Below are 20,679 nucleotides of genomic sequence, written 5' to 3'. Positions count from 1 at the left end.
TTAGTAAATTTCTTAAACATTTGCAGCGTAAGTTAGTTGCAATTAAAAGCGGCTGAATCTCGCTTGTCAAGCGTTTAAAACATAAAAAACGCCAATATTTTAAAGCGGATAATAACCACGGGGCTTCTTTTGCCTTTTTTTTTATTTGGTAAATTTCTTAACGTTTGTAGCTAAAAGAGCCCAAGAGAGGTCAGTGCTCCTTTTTTTGTCATCCCAGTGTCTGGGCACTGGGATGACAAGAAAGAGGCTACTTGGATGACACCCTGACAATCGTCATCCCGCTGCTTGTTAGCGGCTAAGGGATACCGCGAATGAATCGCGGTATGACGTAGGGATTGCATTAGCTATAATTCTTTAGTTTTCACTTTTCTTTTAACCTTGCAATGATATTTTCTTTGCCGATAAAAATTAATAGTTTAGCGAGCTCTGGTCCTGTTTCTGTTCCTGTTAAAGCTGAACGCAACTGCGTAAATAGGTTTTTTGCCTTTATATCCACTGTTTGTCGAATAGTTTTGACCCATTCTGACAACGTGTTTTCATTACAATCACCTTGGGGCAATGCATTGAACGCAATTTTTATAAGCTCCTTATCAAGAATCACAGGCTCTATATCAGATTTGCATATTTTCCACCACTTGGCCACCTCAGAAAACCTTTCTATATTGTTCCTTATAAAATACCAAAACTCTGAGGAGTCCACTCCAATTTGATTTAAACGGTCTTGCACCATTTCAAATGGCATTTGTTGCAGAACTTTGCTATTTAGCTTATATATTTCACTCAAGCTGAATTGTACAGATGCTGAGCTAAATTTTTTAATATTAAATGAATCAATCAAAGATTGCATACAGGCGCAAGCTTCAATTGGATTGGATGTTCCGAGCTTCACTAAATAACTAACTAGTGCCATCGGTTCAATTTCATCTTCTTTTATAGATTTGATATCCAGCCCGCCTTTCCGTTTCGATATCTTGCTATCATCAAAATGTAGCAGAGAAAGGTGAGCAAACATAGGAATTTTCGCTTTTAATGCTTTAATCATTTGGATTTGCACTGCGGTATTAGTTACATGATCTTCCCCACGTACAACATGGGTTACATTAAAGTCAACATCATCGATAGCAGAAGGTAACATGTATGTGTACATTCCATCTTCTCTTTTTACCACAGGATCGCTGATGTGACTTGTTGCAATATTTATTTCACCTTTAACTTCATCATTCCATTTAACAACTTCATTTCTATCCAACTTAAATCTAAAATGTGGTCTTCTTCCTTCTTGCTCATAACTAATTTTCTCTTGCTCAGTTAGAAGTAACGCGCTTCTGTCATATACAGGGGGAAGTCCTTGTTTTAACTGCAATTTTCGTTTAATGTCTAACTCTTCTCTTGTTTCATAGCATGCATAAATATGCCCTTCTTTTATTAACTGCAAAAACACCTCATTGTAACGCTCAAAGCGCTCTGATTGCTTGAAACTTGCATCCCAATTGATACCAATCCATTTCAAATCTTGTATGATATCATTTATATATTTGACATCTGAACGCTGAAGGTCAGTATCATCAAAACGGAGTAAAAATTTTCCATTTTGATTGCGTGTGTACATCCAACAAACCAAGGCAGTTCGTACGTTTCCTACGTGGAGGTAGCCAGTTGGGCTTGGAGCGAATCTTGTTAGCATTTAAACAGCAATATTGTTTACTCTAATTTATTTTAATTTTATATAAATATATGGCTAAAGCAAGTGAGATCTGCTAATACAATTGAGCGAGAGAAGAATAAGTATGGCTATAGCATTGTGGCACCTTTGATATTTGATGGATTAAGACCATATGATAAATTCAAGAAAATTCACAGCTTGACGACAAAGGCTAATGTAGCATTATATTGGTATCATGACTAACTTAGAAAAGATGAGAGAAAAACTGCAAGATCAAATAAATTATCATAATGTTTTGTATCACCAAAAAAATAAGCCAGAAATAAGTGATGCTGAATATGATGAACTGAAGAAAAAGTTAGCTGAAATAGAGCCAGAAATTTATGCAACACAAGATAGTGTTGGTGCTCCACCTGATGAGAAGTTTTCTAAGGTGGAACATCAAGAACCTATGCTTTCCCTTGAGAATGCTTATGATGAACAAGGTGTAGAGAAATTTTTGTCTAAAATAAAGAGGTTTTTAATTGAGGACAAAATAGAGATATTATGTGAACCAAAAATTGATGGGTTGTCGTTTTCTGCAATTTATGAGGATGGAAGATTTGTTAAAGCTGCAACTCGAGGTGATGGTTTTGTAGGGGAAGATGTCACTCACAATGTTGCAACAATAAAAGGCTTTCCTAAGTTTTTGCAAGGTGTGCAAGGAAGACTAGAAGTAAGAGGTGAAATATACATCAGTAACAGCGACTTTTTAAAGTTAAATGAAAACGATGAATTTGCCAATCCTCGAAATGCAGCCGCTGGTTCTCTAAAGCAATTGGATGCAAACATTACAGCAAGCAGACCTCTTAGATATTTTGCTTATTCTTTGATTGGTGGAGCAGAGAAAAGTCAAAGTGAGGTACTAAATAAGCTTGAGGCACTTGGTTTTTGCGTAAATGAGCATCAGTCCTTAACGAGTAGTTTAGATGGAATGCTGAAGTTCTATAATGAAGTCTATAACTGTCGCTATAACTTGGATTATGATATTGATGGAATAGTCTATAAAGTAAATGATTTGGTACTACAAAATCGTCTAGGGAATACTCACAAAGCACCGCGCTCAGCACTTGCATACAAGTTTTCTGCGGTTTATGCAAAAACAAAGTTAAACAAGATATTTATACAGGTGGGCAGAACAGGGGTTTTAACTCCAGTTGCAGATTTAGTGCCAGTCAATGTTGGTGGGGTGCTAGTTAGTAGAGCAAGTCTGCATAACCAAGATGAGATAAAACGTAAAGACATAAGAGAGGGAGATATTGTAACAATCAAAAGGGCAGGGGATGTAATTCCCCAGATCGTTGAAGTAAGCAGAGATTCTCGTCTTCCAAATACACCTGAATTTGTGTTTCCTGAAGTATGCCCTGAATGTGGTAGTAAAGTACGTCAGGTTGAGGGAGAGGCTGCAGTAAGATGTCCTGAGGAATTTGCCTGTAAAGCTCAAATAATAGAAAAACTAAAGCATTTTGTATCGAAAGATGCATTTGACATTGTTGGCCTTGGTGATAAGCAGATAGAGTTTTTTTACGACCTTGGTCTGATAAAACAAATTCCCGATATTTTTACTTTAGAAGAAAGATTGGATGAATTTAATCTGGAAGAACAGTCTGGTTGGGGCAAGAAATCAATAGCTCATTTATTAAATGCTATACAAAGCAGAAGGGTAATAACTCTAGATAGGTTTATATTTTCTTTAGGTATTAGATTTATTGGCCAAGTTGCAGCAGAATTGCTTGCAGATTATTATGTTTCTTATGATAATTGGTATAATTCGATGATTGAACTGTCATCAGATAATACTGAGCTAGTAGGTATAGACGGCATAGGAAAAAAAGTAGCTGAATCTTTGGAATCATTTTTTTCTAAGGAACATAACATCAAAATGTTAAATGATCTTACTGCTTGTCTTCAAATTCTTCCTGTGAGCTCCAACTCTAGTAACTCTGTTTTAAATAATAAAATTATAGTGTTTACTGGTAAGCTACTTGCTATGAGTAGAGGAGAGGCAAAAGTAAGAGCCAAAACTCTAGGAGCAAAGGTCAGCTCACATCTTTCTGCTAAAACTGACTACCTAATTGCAGGAGAAAAACCAGGATCCAAATATAAAAAGGCAGTGGAATTAGGTGTAGAAATTTTAGATGAAGACCAGTGGCATAAAGTGATAAGTTTGGGAGTGTTCAAATGAAACTTGGATTGTATATTAAATCAAAGTTGCAAGACTATTTAGAGAGTAGCCAATTCTTTCCATCCAAGAATCATTTTATTGACTTGCCTCAATTTTTCAACAGAAGGCAAGTCTTCTGTGCTGAGTGGTAGGCGGACAGTTTGATGTTCTATGAGCCCAATATCATGCAAAAGTGCTTTAGTGGGTATTGGGTTGCTGGCAATAAATAACGCTTCGCAAGCCTGTTGCCAGATATCTGCCTGAGGGTTCCTGCCATTGAGGCACTTCTTAACATATTCATGTGCTACATATGGCCAAACATTGGAAGCAACGGAAACCAGGCCAGCCGCACCATAGGCGGCCATATCGGATATCATATTATCATCTCCGCAAAAGACCTCAATATTTGGTGCAACTTTCTTATACTGAGTTAAAGTATCAACAGTGCCACTTGAATCTTTGATAGCCCAAAATTTTTCGTGACTGGATAAGTTGCGTACAGTTTCAGCGTGAAGACTCACTCCTGCTCTCGATGGAATATTGTAAAACATAGCCGGCACATGTGCTTTTTCAAGTAGCTTTTCAAACCATAAAGTCTGCCCCATAATTCCGGGCTTTGCATAAATGGGAGTTGTCATTAGATAGCCATGAATAGGCATACCCTTGCAAAAATCAAGCCATTCAAGAGTCTGATATAGATTCACTCCTGGTACGCCAATTATAATTTTCGTATTTAATTTTAGCTTACATACGAATTCAACTAATGTACGCTTTTCAGAATCAGTAAGCGATAGGCTCTCACCTGTGCTACCCAGCAACACTACGCCATTTTCAGCTTTAACTTGCATTGTCAGTAAACGCTGCAAACTGCTATAATCTATGCTATCCCCATTGCAATTAAAAGGAGTAACACAAGCAGTCCATAAAAATGTAGATTTCAATTTAAATTGTTAAAATGGTATTTCATCGTCGAGTAGTTCATCTTTTATATCGTTGTCAAAACTTTCGTGTTTATCTTTTTGTTCTGTTTCACCTTGTTTGTATTCACTTGGCTTGTAATCAGAATTTGGCGCACTATTTCGTGAATCCAAGAGAGTAAGAGCGCTATTAAAATTATATAGAACCACCTCTGTTGTGTATCTTTCACCACCGTTTTGGTCAGTCCATTTTCTAGTTCTCAAAGAACCTTCAACATAAACTTTACTGCCTTTGCGTGCAAAATCTTTGACGATTTTTACTAATCCTTCACTAAAAATTACGATATTATGCCACTCTGTCTTTTCAGAGCGCATACCGGAAAGTTTGTCAGTCCAACTTTCAGACGTGGCTATTGAAAAACTTGCCATTTCTTTTCCATTTTGTGTAGTCCTAATTTCAGGATCTTTTCCTAAATTACCAACTAGTATGACTTTGTTTATGGTACCACCAGACATAATTATGCTCTAAATAAATCCTTTTATTATCTTATGTGAAAATACTATTGTCAAATTTAATTAAAAGTGCGCTTGGAGGGATTCGAACCCACGGCCTTTGCCTCCGGAGGGCAACGCTCTATCCAACTGAGCTACAAGCGCATATATATTTAAGTTATTTAATAGATAAGCCATCCAAGTCAAATTTTTGTTTTGGATAAAGCGTAAACATAATACTCCCATATCCAAAATATACATTTTGAGAATCATTCGCATGCTTTTTTATTGCTTTTTGATCTACGGTCCATACAAAAGTTACATAATTTTCAGTGACTGAGTGCACTTTTAAATCCTTAGTATTTATAAACAGTTTTCCATTTACCCATATTTTCCATGTATCGGGAGAAAGATATAAGATTGAGTCTAAACTCACTACCTTACAGTTGAAATTATCTGATACCTCCTCTTTTACAGCTCTTGAAGATCTTAAATTGAACTTTTCCATTTCATTGACCATTCTATTAACTGGCTCTTCATCAAAAAAAATGCTTTTTACGTTACTATATTGTGACAAAACGTCAAAGTCACTTTCCACTGCTTCTCTTATTATATCGTCCCGATCTGTATAGCTTAGTTTTTGATTGTTGATAAAGAAACACTCTTTTGCACGCAAATTTGCTATATCAATAAAATCGTCGATTTCTTGATTGCCAACTTTAAGAATACTTTCAAAATATCTTTTTTCTATCATCATTCCATACTGAGAATGATGACAAACCATTTCATCATTACCTTGTTTTTCTATATATACGCATAAATTTCCACTATTTAATCCTAATATTTTATGCTCAATAAAATCTTCATTGCCAATATATTGTCGGCAAGAATACTCCTTACAAATTTCTATGCTTTCTATGATATCTTCACAACTGCAATATGCATTAACATTGGAAATGAGTAGCGTAAAAATAAAAAACAGCTTTATGTTCATTACCTTATCTACTTAATATAGTATACCAATCAAAGACTATATTAGCTCTCACTATCTCTATCATATTACCATTCAAAATCTGATTCATAGTTGCAGCATCAATATTTCTCTGCTTATTTAAAATAAGAGATTTGATCATAACATAACCGGGCAGATTTGGAATAGACTGTAGAAATAAAAAAATATGCTTATCGCTGATTGAGCTTAAATTTAGGACCACTTCACTTTTTATTACTTTTGTGCGTTCACTTTTGTTGTGGAGCTCAACTTCTTCGGGTATAGAAATTGATATTTCAGGTTCTAATATATAGTGCTTTTTATATAACTTGCTAAGCTCGAAATTTAAATTTGCAATGTATCTGCTACTATGTAAATTTGAAGAAGAAATTTTTTTCCATAAATCTAGGTTTTTATTTAGAACAACTTCCTTTTTTTGAATTCCAGTAATCTGTAAATTAATAGAACGTATTTTATCAATCGCAATTTGGTTTTTATTATAAATCTTTTCGTTATAGATAACAACATATGTTAATAACCCTATTAATCCAACAGATAATAACAAATACGATATAAACTGAATTGTAGCTTTTCTTTTTAATTGAGAGATAGTCATTAATCTACATTGCCTCTCCTATTTCAACATCAATAGATAGATTTTGCTCTTTAGCAGCAGGTAAGCTAGAGATATTAATGTCATAGGTACGAAAATTATCGTTTAAATTTTTTCGTAGTTTCTCGTATTGATGAGAAATATTTTTACCGGATTGAAAATTAAACTTTAAAGTTGTGGTAATATAACTTTTTGCCTCATTATAATTCCATTCAAATGATCGAAGCTCTATACCTGGTATTTTTAACTTTTCTACATACTTAACTTGTGTAAGAGGAGAGTATTCTATTTTTGATAAAATATTATTGATATTAATAAAATCATAAATTTCATCTATTTTTTTTACATTATAGCTTTGGCTAAGTTTTGTTAATTGGTTATTTAAGGTGTTCTGCTTTGCTGATAAATTATCAGCGACATTGAAATTTGAATACAAATTTAGCAAACAAAGGGTGTTTGTTATAACTAAAACCAGGGCGAAGTATAGAAAAATTCGAGGAGAGTTTAAATAAAGGTAATTGAATAGATAAAATTCTTTAGTTTCCTTTGTATTAAAAATAGCTGCTAATTTATTCTTAAAGCTATGAAACAAAATTATGGTATCGCAAAAGTTATCTTTTTCACTTATAGCTAGTTCTGCTCCTAATAGTTTGCCTAACTCATATGGAGTTAATATGTTCACACTGTTCTCTGAAAAATTTATGACTGATAAACTAGCTTTGATATCTTCTGACACTATGATACAAAGGTCGATAGGGTTATTTTTTTCAAACCCAAACTTAGTTAAGGATCGAATAGTATCTTGCACTTCCTGATATATTCCACCAGCGATAATTCCTGGTAAATTATCATTAGTAAATGATGTTAAGCGCGTAAATACCATTTTATTCTCTTTAAGAACCACTTGTCTATAGCCTCCCGTTTTAGTTGCAGCAACTATAATTTTCCAATTATTAGGATCTTTATGTAGAATCTTTTTTGTTATATTACTTATTTCTATAGGAAACATTAATATTCCCTTAAAGTTGGAGCCTATCTCAATAAACACATTCAACCAATATTCTACTAAATGCTTTGCTTTTGATGAAACAAGAAGATAGCACCAGTTTTGATTGAATTTGTTTGGCTTCTCAACCAAAAAAACTGAACTTATGTCATTATTACGAGAAAAATGCTCCATCTTTGTTTTTGCTGATAGATAGGCACTAATCTTGTTTGCCCTTGTAATAAACTGTAGCGAGTAATTTTGATCTGCATGATTAAGCACCAGGTATAAAGGTGCTTTTTTATCTGACGAAAGACATGAAATTAAATCGGAAACTGCTTTATCGTTTTTGCCCTTAACAAAATACCTTTTATTTAAAGTATTATTTTTAAAATATAGTAACATTATGCCTTCTTCTCCAATAGAAAGCATAAACTTACTTTTGGATTTTGAACTAAACATATTAACAAAGCATATACTTATCTAGAATTAAAAAGGCAATTTATTGAAATTCATTAAACGTTAGAGGGAAATATTGTTATAAATTTTCGCAGCAACATTATTTATATTATAATTTTTTTATAAAATTACCACTAATATTAAGTTATTTAGATAACAAATTAAGAAAATTCATTAAGACGAATTTGTTGTTTTTCAAATTGTAGGTAAACCTAAGCCACTTTAGCTATATCTGCCGATTGACTTTAATTAATAAGAGTTATTAATCTATTTACTATTCTTGTAATATTATTTCTAATGGTAAAGAAATATATATTTTTCTGGAACAGTTGTTATTTCAGATACAGAATTTATTGTAAGTAAACTAACCATTTGCTGAAGAGCGCTCATCTTCTGTGGTACTTGATGATGGAGCAACTAATTTGCTCAAAATCTCATCTTTTGGTCCCATAGCGTAAATGATACCATCTGACATGAGGATCACCTTATCAACTACGGACAATAACGGTAGCTTGTGAGTGATGATAACAGTAGTAGTATTTTGTTTTCTTGCAATGCCAATTGCATTAATTAAGCATGCCTCTCCATTGCTATCTAAGTTAGCGTTTGGTTCATCAAGTACTAAAAGTTTTGTGTGACCATAAAAAGCTCTGGCAAGTCCAAGAAGCTGTTTTTGGCCGCCAGAGAGCGTTACTCCTCCAGGACCTCCTATTGTTGTATCATATCCATTTGGTAAGCTTAGTATTAGTTCATGTATTCCTGCAATTTTTGCTGCTTTGATTATTTCTTCAGGATTTGGATCTGGCCTCATGCGAGCAATATTAGCTTTGACACTAGTGTTAAATAACTCAATATCCTGAGGTAAGTAGCCAACATAATTACCAAAATTTTCTCGATTCCAAGTATATACATCAGCGCCATCTAGTCTGACTACACCAGATATTGGCTTCCATACACCAACAGTTAATTTTGCGATAGTGGATTTACCAGAAGCACTTGCACCAATAACACCAACTACATCTCCAGGATCTATAATGAATGATATTCCTTTTACTGTCGGCTTATTGCTTCCATAAGGAGTAAAAAATACTCTATCAAATTCCAATTTTCCTTCAGGTTCTGGTAGAGCCATCGTTTGCTCTCTTTTTGGCGATGTTAATATAAGTCTTTGTAGCCTTCCATATGACATTCTAGCCTGATTTAAAAACTTCCAAGTATGAACCGCAGCGTCAAATGGTGCTAATACTCTACCCATTAAAATTGAAGCAGCGATGATGCTACCGGCAGTCTTATGAGCTGTGATTGCAAGTAATGCACCTGTTCCAATTACTGATATTTGCAGAGTTGAGCGCAAAAACTTAGTGATTCCAGTAATTACATTAGAGCGATTTTGTGCTTTAATTTGCATTGCTCGATTCTGATCATTTCGTTTACACCAATCAGAGACTATGAATTCTGACATGCCCATAGCTTCAACCACTTCTGCATTTCTTGTTGCAACATCTATAGCATTGATATTCCGTATAGTTTCTTCGTTGGTTTCTTGTAATATTCGTTTAGTGGCAAGTTCATTCCATATTGCCATAGAGACTAATATAATAATTCCAGTAATAGCTATAAACCCCGTGGAGGTATGTATCATGAAAATCACAACAAGGTAAATTAACGACCATGGAGTATCAAACAGTGAGAATATACCATTTCCTGTAATGAAATTTTTTATCACTCCGAGATCTCGTATTGCTTCACCACTTGAAGTTGAGCTCTGCACTGACGTTAGCCTGATTGACCTTACTATCAGATCTGGTGTTGCAGTTTTATCGATCCAATCACCTATTTTTGCCATGGCTAAATATCGACAAGTTTCAAGCATTGCAGAACATGCAAATGCAGATAAAGTGATAATTGTCAGCATAGTTAGTGTTGATACACTTTCGCTCGATATCACCCGATCAAGCACTTGAGAGGTATAAAGTGGTAGGAATAACATTAATAAATTGATTCCCGCACTAAACCAAAAGATAAACCAAAATGCACTTTTGCATTTTTCTAGGCAAACATATAGAGTACTTTGCTTCAATTCTTTTTTTATTGATGGCGTAATTTCCACAATCTTCCTCTTAATTTGATTACATGCACCATATACAATTTTTATTACAAAAATATTAATAACGGTAGTTAGCTTACTTTAAGTGAGTAAAATATTAATATATGTGAATAGGAAATATAAACAATGGTAAAAAGAAGTATAGTTAATATTTCCTTCATTGCCTATAGCGAAGCTACGTCATACCGCGATTCATTCCATAGCTGTACGAACATTCATTTTTGAAGGTAAACTGCACAGCAAATGGTGTCATGAAAGTAGCTGACACTGGGATGGCTTTGTTGCATCGCTACTTATGAAAGGCTAACTATAATTAGGATTATAAGCAACTTATTGAAAATCTTGTTTTTTTGCAATCAATCTGATCAAATTTAAGAATAGTAATTTGTTATTTATATTAATAAATTTAATTCTATTGAAAATAGCTAAAGCATTGAAATTCTTGAATTTTAGCCAGATTAGTGAGTGGTAGTGAAATTTCTTTTACTCAAATTTAGGTATTCACTGACCGTTCTTGTTATAAATACCAGAATAATAAGCTACTGATATTCTCCACCTTTTTTATCTTTAATCCATCATAGCTAGCGATGCAACAAAGCCCACCGATTCATTCTACTGCAACGCAGAAAATTCGTACAATTGTGCATAATGTGGGGCTTCTGGCTACATTTTTCTATTGAACTCACCTTTTCTCTATGTGACAGATTTCGTATTAAATTTTAAATTTAATGCGCCTAGATATACAAGCATTCCTAGCAAAACCATAGGTATAGAAAGCAACTGCCCCATAGTTAAATCAAGCCACAAATAGCCAATTTGATAGTCTGGTTCGCGAAAAAACTCAACGAAAAAACGTGCTATTCCATACCACATAACTGCAATACCAGTTAACGCACCGTGATACAGTCTTATTCTAGTTAAGAAAAACAGTGAATTTGCAACTGCAAAAAGTAGCAGTCCTTCAAAAAGTGCCTCATAAAGCTGGCTTGGATGATGCAGCAAATTATCACCACTCTCTGGAAATACCATACCCCATGGCATAGTTGTAACTCTGCCAAATAACTCTCCGTTTATAAAATTGCCTATGCGACCTAAAAATAAACCTATGGGAACTCCGCAAGAAACTAGGTCCAGTGCATAAAATATAGGAATGTTATGTCTTCTGCAGGAGATTATTACTGCAAGCAAAACTCCTATAGCACCGCCATGAAATGACATCCCTCCTTCCCAGGTCTTCAATATCTCGATAGGGTTGCTTATATAAAGAACTGGATCATATATCAATACGTAGCCAAGTCTACCTCCAAGGATAATACCTACAATAGTGGCTGTTAATAACGAATCGTAAAAATTCTTAGTAAATATTTTTTGGTCATCTAGCCTATGTAAATACCAATATGCAAACACTATACCCAAAACGTAGGCTAAGGAATACCAATATATAGAAACAGGACCGATGCTGAAAATTACTGGATTTAAAGACATATTTTGCTATAAATTATTTTTAGACAATCTACTTTTTTCACGATCCCACTCTCTCTGTTTTATGGTTGCTCTCTTATCGTAGAGTTTTTTTCCTTTTACAATGGCAATTTTAGTTTTTGCAAATCCTTTATCGTTAAAATAGACCGAAAGCGGCACAACAGTTATCCCAGCAGTCTTGATTTGACCAATTAGTTTATTTATCTCCTTTTTATGCAAGAGTAATTTACGTTCCCTTTTTGGTTTATGATTTTTTCGGTTCGCAGCTTTATATTCTGCAATATGCATATTGTGCAGCCATACTTCGCTATTCTTTTCAACAACGTAGGCGTCGGAAATATTTACTTTTCTTTCTCTTAGCGATTTAACTTCACTGCTTAATAAGACCATACCCGCTTCAAATTCTTCTAAGATGAAATATTCAAACCTTGCTTTCCTATTTTCTGCAATAACTTCCATATCTAAAGATATCTTTAAGCTTCAATATATTACAGAGTTTTTGACTTAATTCATAATAAAACAGTTATCCCAATAAATATAAGGTGCCAGGCTAGTCTGATAGCAACAGGATAACAAAAATCAAGTAAGTGCTTTTTCTGTCTCTCTAGGCACAAGTTCCTTTACTTCTTTCATTTCAGTTTTAGGCTTTGACATTATATATTGACCAGCACCAACTATGAGCGCAGATCCTGCAGCTAGTCCAATTATTGCTGGTACAGATAGGGCAGTAGCAAATGCAAGTGCAACACCAACTATCACTGCAGTTACAAAACACACAATAACACCTTTTACAATTGCATTTTTTGCAGATTGTTCTTTTTCTTTCACAATTGCATTTTTTCCAATTTGTTTTTCTTCCTTTTTCTCTGGAAGCTGCATTACATCTTTATTTTCAGTAAGATCCTTTGGCGTTTTTTTATTCTCATTTTTTAACGTTTGCTTTTTTTCCGCTTCCTCTAAAAGCTGAATTATACCTTGATATTTAGTAAGGTCTCTTGGCGTTTTTCCATCAACATCTTTTAATGAAGGGTCTGCTTCAGTGTGTAGCAGAACTTCCACCACTTTTATTTTGCCATTTTCAGCAGCAAGATGTAAAGCAGTACATCTATCATCATTTTCTGCATTAACCTTTGCTCCTTTTTTGATTAGAATGTCTACTACATCTTTATGGCCCTCTCTGGCTGCAAGATGTAAAGGAGTCTCGTCCACAATACCTTCTGCATTAACATCTGCTTTCTCAACTAGAATTTTTACTACCTCTATGTGGTTATTTTCAGCAGCAAGATGTAAAGCAGTACATCTATCATCATTTTCTGCATTAACCTTTGCTCCTTTTTTGATTAGAATGTCTACTACATCTTTATGGCCCTCTCTGGCTGCAAGATGTAAAGGAGTACATCCATCATCATCTTTTGCATTAACGTTTACTCCTTTATTTAATAGGTTTTTCACCTCCTCCTCATTATTATGTTTAACAGCTGAATGCAAAGCTTTGATGTTCTCTTGTGCCTTTAATAGAGCTTCTTTTACCGCTTTATGGCCTTTTTGAGAAGCAAATGTTAAAGGAGTCCATTTATAATGGTCTTTCGCATTAACATCTGCTCCTTTTTCAATTAGAGTTTCTACTATATCTTTGCGGCCATTTGCAGCAGCAAGATGTAAAGAAGTCCACCCATCACTATTTTTTGCATCAACGTTGATTCCTTCTGCTTTTGATAGAACTTGTACTATCTCTTTGTGGCCATTTGTAATAGCAAGATGTAAAGGAGCCCATCCTTTATCATTTTCTGCATTAACATTTGCTCCTTTTCCAATTAGAGTGTTTACTACATTTTTGTGGTTCTTTTCAACAGCAAAATGTAAAGAAGTCCATCCATCACCATTTTTTGCATCAACAATTGCTCCTTTTCCAGTTAGAATGGTTACTACATCTTCGTGGCCATAGTGAGCAGCAATATGTAAAGGAGTAATTTTATTATCATGTTCTGCATTAATATCTGCTCCGTTTTCAATCAGAGCTTTTGCTACATTTGCACAGTTCCAATAAGAAGCAAGATGTAACAATTTGACTTCCTTAGAATTTTGACCACGAGATATAGTAAATATGTAATTTATGCCAGATCCACTATCATTGTCAGGTTTACTCTTTTCCCACTCTTGACATAAATCTGGATCTTCTTCTTGTAACTTAGCTTTTATTTTTTCAACTATATTGTCCTTGCTCAAATCTGAAAGGTCATTTATTTTTTTTAATATTTCCATAAATTTATCATATTCCATAACTTCCTCACTTAAAATACATAACTTAGTTGTTATATCTTTTAACATAGAAGTCAAGAACCTAAATATTCGTTATTATCTTTCCTTAAAGAGTCATTTAAGTTATATTACAGACTATGAAAAACCTCAACTTTAGGAAGGAAATCAAGTTTTTTTCTCTGTCATTTATAATTTTATTTGTTCTATGGACTGTATTGTCTGGTTATTTTGAGCCGTTTTTTATTTTTTGTGGAGTGTTTTCCTCTATATTCACATCGTTTATCTTTAGAAGGTTGATAAACGCTGAAAGAGCTCTTAGCCAGATTTTAAATAGTACGAGTAGACTGTCGTTTTATAAGTTAGTAAGTTATATACCATGGTTAATGTACCAAATCATTTTATCAAGTGTTTATGTAACAAAAAAGGTGCTACAACTCAAATCTAAGCTTGAGCCAATCATTATCCTAAGAAAATGCAAAGGGCATAATGATGAAAGCATTGCGTTATTTGCCAATTCAGTCACAATCACTCCCGGAACTTTAACTATCAATGTTGAAAGTAAGCAGAAAACATATTTCTCTACCATGTATTTGATAGATAAAGATCTTGAAAGCGGCATTTCTGAAATAGAAAATAAAATCTTAAAAATACTACGTTCAGTTAAGTAATTGCTTTAAATAAGTTAACAGCATCCTTATATTCCCTTACAAGACTTTCAAGCATTTCTTTTGGAAGGCTATTGTTAACAATAGAACATAAATAATTATACAAATCTTCTAACCTTAATACGTTATTTCTCTTCTTGCTGTTGAATTTATACGGAAAAATACCTTCCATAACTTCAATAGTAGTAGCCTTGTTTAAAAATACATTTTCACTTGTCACGCTTATTCTTGCTAAAACAGTGTTAATTTCAGGTTCGTCACTCGTATAAAAATCTGATAGCTGAGTTATTCTAATAACGTACAAAGTTACTATTTTTGACAAGCAATTATCAGCATATTCACAATTTTTTATTACCTCCCACTGAGTAACCTGAGATTTACCTATTTTTGCATTGTTCGGTAATTTACTCATTGAACTTTCTCCATTTAATCCAGTGTAATAAATTATACTAATACTTTGTTAAATAAATAATAACGCGATTACAAAAATATATACTTATAGTAGTATATTATACAAAAATAGCACAATATCTAAGCATTAAAGCTAGTTTTAGCTGGGTACATGGGGCTATTCGTTATTTTGTGTTGTCCAGTGAGGTCCAAAATTAGAGGTCCACTTATATAAAGAGTTTAGTCTGCCTTCTTTGCTATAAAATAAGTTTTCCTTTTGAGCTGTTTTGTTAGTATTAACTAAATTCTAAACTAACTGTGCTATAATGAAAAAGATAAAACTCGGAATACTAATTTCAGGTAGGGGGTCGAATATGCAGGCCTTAATAGAAGCATGTCAAGATCAGAATTTTCCCGCAGAAGTTGCATGTGTTATCACAAATAATAGCGAAGCTGCTGGTCTGAAAACAGCAGAGCAAGCAGGAATCTCAGCGTTTATTGTTAAAGATAAACCGCTTGATGCTGGTAAAATTCACGAAATACTTGTTCAACATAAGGTTGATTTAATTTGCCTTGCAGGGTTTATGAGAATTCTCAAAGCTGATTTTCTGAGTAAATGGCATAACAAGGTGATAAATATTCATCCCTCTTTACTTCCGTCTTTTAAAGGCCTAAACGCTCAAGAGCAAGCTCTAAAAGCAGGTGTAAAAATTACAGGTTGTACTGTACATTATGTCACTCCTGAAGTTGATGCTGGAGCCATAATTGCTCAAGTTGTTGTACCAGTGTTACCAGCTGATGATATTCAAAGCCTCTCAGAACGCATTCTAGCTGAGGAGCATAAGTGCTATGTAGAAGCAGTAAGATCAATAGCAGAAAGTATTAATTATTGACCCTGAGCGTTTTTTCCAACTTCAACAAAAAATAAATTTTCAGGTTCCAGTAAAGAACTTGCCAGTTCGTTTACTTCCTCTAATTTAACATCATTAATGATATTCGCATAATTATTTATACGGTTAACATCACGATCATTTATCTGCATATTATCTAGCAGCGTTGCTGTATTTGTGTTATTGGACAGGAAAAGGACAAGATTATTTACCAAGCCAATTTTTGCATCCTTGAACAATTGTTCGTCAATTCCTTGCTTTTTTATTCTGCTAAATGTATCTTTTACTGCTGATATAGCTTTGCCAGCAGTAGAACTATCAGTACTTATAAATCCAGATATAATATTTCCATGTTTATTGGAAATAATACTTGCATAAACACCATAAGTAATACCCAAGTTTTGCCTCAGTTCTGTCATTAATATTGAATTCAGCCTCATGCCACCAAGTGCATCAATTAAGACACCAGCGTTATAATAATTAGGATCTTCATAAGCTATACCTTTTTGAGCAAAAAGTATCACACTCTGTGGTATATCCATAAAAATATTCTTACTTTCTGCAGAACCAAAATTATTTTTTACAGGTATTTTTCTAACTTTTGATCTTTTTGACGGCAATTTAGATAAATATTTATCTAATAGCGTAATAATTTCTTCTTTTTTTGCACAACCAGCAACACTGATAACTATGTTATCTTTAGCAAAATTACGCTTTATGTATGTTAAAACATCGTCTCTAGTAATGCTCATTATAGTATCAAGAGTACCATACACACTTTTTGAGTAAGGATGTTTTTTAAACAATAACGTATCTAATTCTTTTCCAGCAACAAAATAAGGATTTTTTTCAAGATTATTAAAATCAACTTTGGCTTTCTCGAAAACTCTATTCAACCCTTCAGGGTCAACTTTAGGACGCATTATAGTATCGCTCAGTAATGAAATTGCTTCCTCTAGATTGTCAGACAAAGTATTTAATGAAACCCTAAATGCTTCTAAATCAGCAATAAAATTTAAACTAATCCCTTTATCTTCAAGCTTTTTCGCAAAATCTTTGGCATCATTTTTTCCTGCCCCTTCTTGGATTACAAGAGAAGTAAACCAAGCAAGCCCCTGTTTTTCCTTATTCTCATACACATAACCTGCATCCTTGAACGATATATTTAGTGAAACTTTTGGCAAATCATGATTTTCTACAAATAAAAACTTAAATCCTTTACGGGTAGTGACCTCCTCTATATTTAGGTTACCACTTGCTTGTAAATTAAAGCCTAGACAGAAAAAAAATAGAAATATAATTTTACTTATTCTTATTATTATCTCCTTTTGGTAATAAACGACCAATTAACTTATTAGCAGAAAAAATAGCACGGATTTTATTATTTACATCCTCTAGATTGACATCATTAATCTTGCTATATGAAATATCTATTTCATCAAGTGGAATACCAAGTGCAAGGTGTGGCACATAGAACATCGCTATATGAGTTAAGTCAGATAGATTATCAAACTGTGCTGCCTTATACCTATATTTTGAGCTTTGTAATTCCTCGCTCGTCACCCCTTTAGATACGAAGCCATTAATAGCATTATCTAACTCTCTTTCAACAATATCTAAATTAGCGCCACTTTTTGGAATTATCATAATATCAATGTAGCCATCACTAAAAGCTAGGCTATTATAATAAGCAAACACTGATACTGCCACATCTTTATCTAAAACCAAATCTTTATACAGTTTGCTGGATTTGCCGCCACCTAAAATGTCAACCGCTAAATGAGCAGCAGAGGCTTCATTTATGTGATCAAATAAGGGAACACGATAACGAAAATATAAAACTGATTCTTTTACTTCAGTGCTCTCTAAGGTCACCGATAGACCTGCATTATGCACTGGATCCTGATTTGGGTAATTTCTCATTACAGGCTTAGCTTTAATTTCGCCATATTTTTCTTCTGCTAATTTCACTACTTCATCAAGTTCCACATCACCCACAATCAGTAATATTGCATTGCCGGAGTGATAATAGTTATCATGAAACCTCGTTATGTCATCCAAATTGTAAGTTTTGATATCGCTCTCCCAGCCGATAACAGACCTACCATAGCCAGTACGGTAAAATGCACTATCCATTTCTTCCCATAACAAGTTATGAGGTTGGTTATCAAATCTCATCTTTCTTTCTTCTAATACGATGTTTTTTTCTCTATCTATTTTGTCTTGAGTAACATTAAAGCTGCCCATTCTATCTGCTTCAACTTCCATTGCAAGTGGTAAATCTTTTTTGGGGATCAACTCAAAATAACAGGTATATTCTTTAGTGGTAAATGCGTTAAATTGAGCCCCAATGCTACTCATAGTGGCTTCTATATCTGTGAACTTCCCTGTAGTTTCAAACATTAAATGTTCAAAGTAGTGAGCCAATCCTGCTTTGCCGATTGGATCATCCATTCCCCCAACTTTGTATATTACTGCATGTAAAACGGCTGGAATCCGATGATTAGAAACAACATAAACATCTAGTCCGTTACTGAGTTTAGTATATTTTATGTTGTGCTCTATGTTTAAAGCATTCGAAGAAATTGGGTAAGTAAAAAAAAGTACAGGTAGTATAAGAAAACTAAAAAACTTATGAAGCATTATTTCGACCTAATATAAAAACAATTATTTTATTCCTCATTTTGTTTAGAAATAAGCATATCGTATATATACCACTTATATAACAATGTAAACATTCCACAAACTATAGATAAATCTGCTAAATTAAAGGCTGGCCAATACCAATCATCAATATGAAAATATATGAAATCATATACAGCTCCCCAATAGATCCTATCAACTACGTTTCCGATTGCTCCACCAATCATCAGAGAAAAACCAAGGTAAGTTGACTGATCGTCAGACTTGTATATCAAATATGCAAGTATACCAATTATTAGTATTGAAAATGCTGAAAAAAAGAAACCGCCATGTGGTAAAGCGCTACACATTCCAAAACTAATACCTGAATTCCAAACTTCAACTAGTTTTATAAAACTAGCGATCTCAATTGATTCTCCTTCATCAATCAATGAGTTTATGTACAATTTGCTCGTTTGGTCAATCAATACTATAATTAATATAACAACTAAGCATAACTTTTTCATAAATTTGCCTTTAACCTATAAACTTTAAGTATATCATAATTTATCTGTTTTGTTAACTCCTCAATACTATGGAATTTTTTTTCTGACCTTATGAATTTTAAAAGTTGTATATTGACTTTATGACTATATACGTCTTCATCAAAATCGAATATGTGCATTTCTATTATAGGCTTTTTCAGATCCTTAAAAGTAGGTCTCATACCAATATTGACTACTCCATATAACCAATTTGGATTACTATCAGGAAAAGTCACTCTAGCGTAATATGTGCCAAACTTAGGTTTTATCATGCAATCTTCTATAGGAATATTTATGGTTGGAAATCCTATTTCTCTACCTCTACATGCACCTTTTGTCACAATACCAGAAACTTGATAAGGCCTGCCGAGCAATTTATTAGCAATTTCTATTTCGCCCCTTTGTACATACTCCCTTATTGAAGAAGAAGAGCAAATTTTGCCGTCAATTGTTAATGGCTCTAATTTAGTCAAAGAGTATCCATATATTTCAGAATATTTCTCTAGAGTTAATATATTACCCAATCGTTTATGACCAAAAGTGCAATTTTCTCCGACAATTATGTGTTTAGCGCCATATTTATCTATTAAAATCTCACTGATAAAGTCATCGCAGCTAACCTCAGAAAAACCTCTATTAAAATTAATAATATATAAGTAATCTATACCATAGCTGCTGATTAGTTCCTTTTTTTGTTCTTGGTCTATTAACCTAAAATTGTTTCTACCAAATAAAACAGTTGATGGGTGAGGCTCAAAAGTTAAAACTGCAGAGGGTAATCCTCTTTCTTGTGCTACCTTCTTTAGAGTAGAAATTGCAAACTCGTGTCCTAAATGAATGCCATCGAAATTTCCGAAGGTTAGTGCTATATTATTTTCTATTCCTTGCTCACAATTATAAATAATTTTCATACAATTTGATGTTTTTACATGTTTCTTATATATAATAACTATATTTTAGTAAGCTACGGAGATAAATTGTGAAAAATGTTGTGATATATGTAAAGAAGGGCTGTCCATACTGCATAAGGGCAAAGGATTTACTAGATAAAAAAGGTGTGAAGTATGAAGAAATCGATGTGCTCAAAAGCTCAGATCTATTTAACGACATAAAATCAAAGTATAACGTTAGAACAGTTCCACAGATCTTTATTGCTGATGAAAATGGCAACTATATAGACCACATTGCAGGAAGCGACAAATTGATGGATCTTGAAAAAGAAGGAAAGTTGGATGATATGCTAAATAATAATGACAATCACACTGATGTCACAACCTACACAAACAGCAATGATGAATGTGGAGAGTGTGTTATACCACATGATGATTTTATGTAACTTTTTATCTTGTTTTGTCGTGTAATACGTAAATGAAAACTAGTATGCTCACTTTAAACA

19 protein-coding genes and 1 tRNA gene are annotated in these 20,679 nt (G+C 33.7%); 4 read left to right on the top strand and 16 right to left on the bottom strand.

What is annotated here, in order from left to right; genetic code table 11:
* Positions 1-361: 361 nt before the first annotated feature.
* Positions 362-1,684 (bottom strand): glutamate--tRNA ligase, encoded by a 1,323-nt coding sequence (gene gltX / locus AAGD84_RS06865; protein WP_264722890.1) that lies wholly within the window; start codon positions 1,682-1,684, stop codon positions 362-364.
* Between the two features lie 214 nt (positions 1,685-1,898).
* Here gltX and ligA point away from each other — a divergent pair, with 214 nt between their 5' ends.
* Complete coding sequence (gene ligA / locus AAGD84_RS06860; protein WP_264722889.1) at positions 1,899-3,887, top strand: NAD-dependent DNA ligase LigA; 1,989 nt, start codon at positions 1,899-1,901, stop codon at positions 3,885-3,887.
* Between the two features lie 38 nt (positions 3,888-3,925).
* Here the strand turns inward: ligA and dapA are convergent, their stop codons facing one another.
* From dapA to AAGD84_RS06810, 10 genes are all read right to left on the bottom strand, one after another.
* Positions 3,926-4,807: a 4-hydroxy-tetrahydrodipicolinate synthase gene (gene dapA / locus AAGD84_RS06855; RefSeq protein WP_264722888.1), complete on the bottom strand. Its 882-nt coding sequence runs from the start codon at positions 4,805-4,807 to the stop codon at positions 3,926-3,928.
* A 9-nt stretch (positions 4,808-4,816) separates the two neighbouring features.
* Positions 4,817-5,299 (bottom strand): single-stranded DNA-binding protein, encoded by a 483-nt coding sequence (ssb, locus tag AAGD84_RS06850; protein WP_010082448.1) that lies wholly within the window; start codon positions 5,297-5,299, stop codon positions 4,817-4,819.
* A gap of 67 nt (positions 5,300-5,366) precedes the next feature.
* Positions 5,367-5,440, bottom strand: a tRNA-Arg gene (locus AAGD84_RS06845).
* Between the two features lie 13 nt (positions 5,441-5,453).
* Complete coding sequence (locus AAGD84_RS06840) at positions 5,454-6,269, bottom strand: hypothetical protein (protein WP_065094808.1); 816 nt, start codon at positions 6,267-6,269, stop codon at positions 5,454-5,456.
* Between the two features lie 4 nt (positions 6,270-6,273).
* Positions 6,274-6,882, bottom strand: a complete 609-nt coding sequence (locus AAGD84_RS06835) for a hypothetical protein (RefSeq protein WP_015589194.1) — start codon at positions 6,880-6,882, stop codon at positions 6,274-6,276.
* A 4-nt stretch (positions 6,883-6,886) separates the two neighbouring features.
* Positions 6,887-8,326 carry a hypothetical protein gene (locus AAGD84_RS06830; protein ID WP_015589193.1) on the bottom strand — a complete coding sequence of 480 codons (1,440 nt, stop codon included), beginning with the start codon at positions 8,324-8,326 and terminating at the stop codon, positions 6,887-6,889.
* A gap of 361 nt (positions 8,327-8,687) precedes the next feature.
* Positions 8,688-10,433 carry a type I secretion system permease/ATPase gene (locus AAGD84_RS06825; protein ID WP_010962824.1) on the bottom strand — a complete coding sequence of 582 codons (1,746 nt, stop codon included), beginning with the start codon at positions 10,431-10,433 and terminating at the stop codon, positions 8,688-8,690.
* A 690-nt stretch (positions 10,434-11,123) separates the two neighbouring features.
* A complete protein-coding gene (gene lgt, locus AAGD84_RS06820) occupies positions 11,124-11,915 on the bottom strand; it encodes a prolipoprotein diacylglyceryl transferase (protein WP_006280508.1) in 792 nt (263 codons plus the stop codon).
* 6 nt (positions 11,916-11,921) lie between these two features.
* Positions 11,922-12,371: an SsrA-binding protein SmpB gene (gene smpB, locus AAGD84_RS06815; RefSeq protein WP_007548863.1), complete on the bottom strand. Its 450-nt coding sequence runs from the start codon at positions 12,369-12,371 to the stop codon at positions 11,922-11,924.
* A 120-nt stretch (positions 12,372-12,491) separates the two neighbouring features.
* The gene (locus AAGD84_RS06810; protein WP_341817986.1) at positions 12,492-14,240 is read right to left on the bottom strand and encodes an ankyrin repeat domain-containing protein; all 1,749 of its coding nucleotides are present in this window, start codon (positions 14,238-14,240) and stop codon (positions 12,492-12,494) included.
* Between the two features lie 68 nt (positions 14,241-14,308).
* Here AAGD84_RS06810 and AAGD84_RS06805 point away from each other — a divergent pair, with 68 nt between their 5' ends.
* Positions 14,309-14,839, top strand: coding sequence for a Na+/H+ antiporter subunit E (locus AAGD84_RS06805; RefSeq protein WP_010962821.1), 531 nt, complete (start codon positions 14,309-14,311; stop codon positions 14,837-14,839).
* Here the strand turns inward: AAGD84_RS06805 and AAGD84_RS06800 are convergent.
* Positions 14,832-15,248, bottom strand: coding sequence for a hypothetical protein (locus AAGD84_RS06800; protein WP_010082489.1), 417 nt, complete (start codon positions 15,246-15,248; stop codon positions 14,832-14,834). The two genes, AAGD84_RS06805 and AAGD84_RS06800, sit on opposite strands and share 8 nt — an antisense overlap.
* 304 nt (positions 15,249-15,552) lie before the next feature.
* On the opposite strand from AAGD84_RS06800, the gene purN reads away from it, so the two are divergent.
* Positions 15,553-16,119, top strand: coding sequence for a phosphoribosylglycinamide formyltransferase (gene purN, locus AAGD84_RS06795; protein ID WP_264722883.1), 567 nt, complete (start codon positions 15,553-15,555; stop codon positions 16,117-16,119).
* Here the strand turns inward: purN and AAGD84_RS06790 are convergent.
* The 4 genes from AAGD84_RS06790 to ribF are packed head-to-tail and all read right to left on the bottom strand — an operon-like array spanning position 16,113 to position 20,194.
* Positions 16,113-17,432 carry a M16 family metallopeptidase gene (locus AAGD84_RS06790; protein ID WP_151807601.1) on the bottom strand — a complete coding sequence of 440 codons (1,320 nt, stop codon included), beginning with the start codon at positions 17,430-17,432 and terminating at the stop codon, positions 16,113-16,115. The two genes, purN and AAGD84_RS06790, sit on opposite strands and share 7 nt — an antisense overlap.
* The gene (locus AAGD84_RS06785) at positions 17,419-18,759 is read right to left on the bottom strand and encodes a pitrilysin family protein (RefSeq protein WP_341817985.1); all 1,341 of its coding nucleotides are present in this window, start codon (positions 18,757-18,759) and stop codon (positions 17,419-17,421) included. The genes AAGD84_RS06790 and AAGD84_RS06785 overlap by 14 nt, the downstream gene beginning before the upstream one ends.
* Positions 18,760-18,788: 29 nt before the next feature.
* Positions 18,789-19,265, bottom strand: coding sequence for a signal peptidase II (lspA, locus tag AAGD84_RS06780; RefSeq protein ID WP_006279329.1), 477 nt, complete (start codon positions 19,263-19,265; stop codon positions 18,789-18,791).
* Entirely contained in the window at positions 19,262-20,194 is a 933-nt protein-coding gene (gene ribF / locus AAGD84_RS06775) for a riboflavin biosynthesis protein RibF (protein ID WP_341817984.1), read from the bottom strand. Before ribF ends, lspA begins: the two co-directional genes overlap by 4 nt.
* 68 nt (positions 20,195-20,262) lie before the next feature.
* Between ribF and AAGD84_RS06770 the strand changes: the two genes are divergently transcribed.
* The gene (locus tag AAGD84_RS06770; RefSeq protein WP_264722881.1) at positions 20,263-20,619 is read left to right on the top strand and encodes a glutaredoxin; all 357 of its coding nucleotides are present in this window, start codon (positions 20,263-20,265) and stop codon (positions 20,617-20,619) included.
* Positions 20,620-20,679: the final 60 nt, after the last annotated feature.

It is taken from the genome of Wolbachia endosymbiont (group A) of Andrena fulva (assembly GCF_964026815.1).
Classification (GTDB): Bacteria; Pseudomonadota; Alphaproteobacteria; order Rickettsiales; family Anaplasmataceae; genus Wolbachia; species Wolbachia pipientis.
The sequence above is the reverse complement of the archived record's forward strand: the minus strand, read 5'-3'. Positions and strand labels throughout refer to the sequence as shown.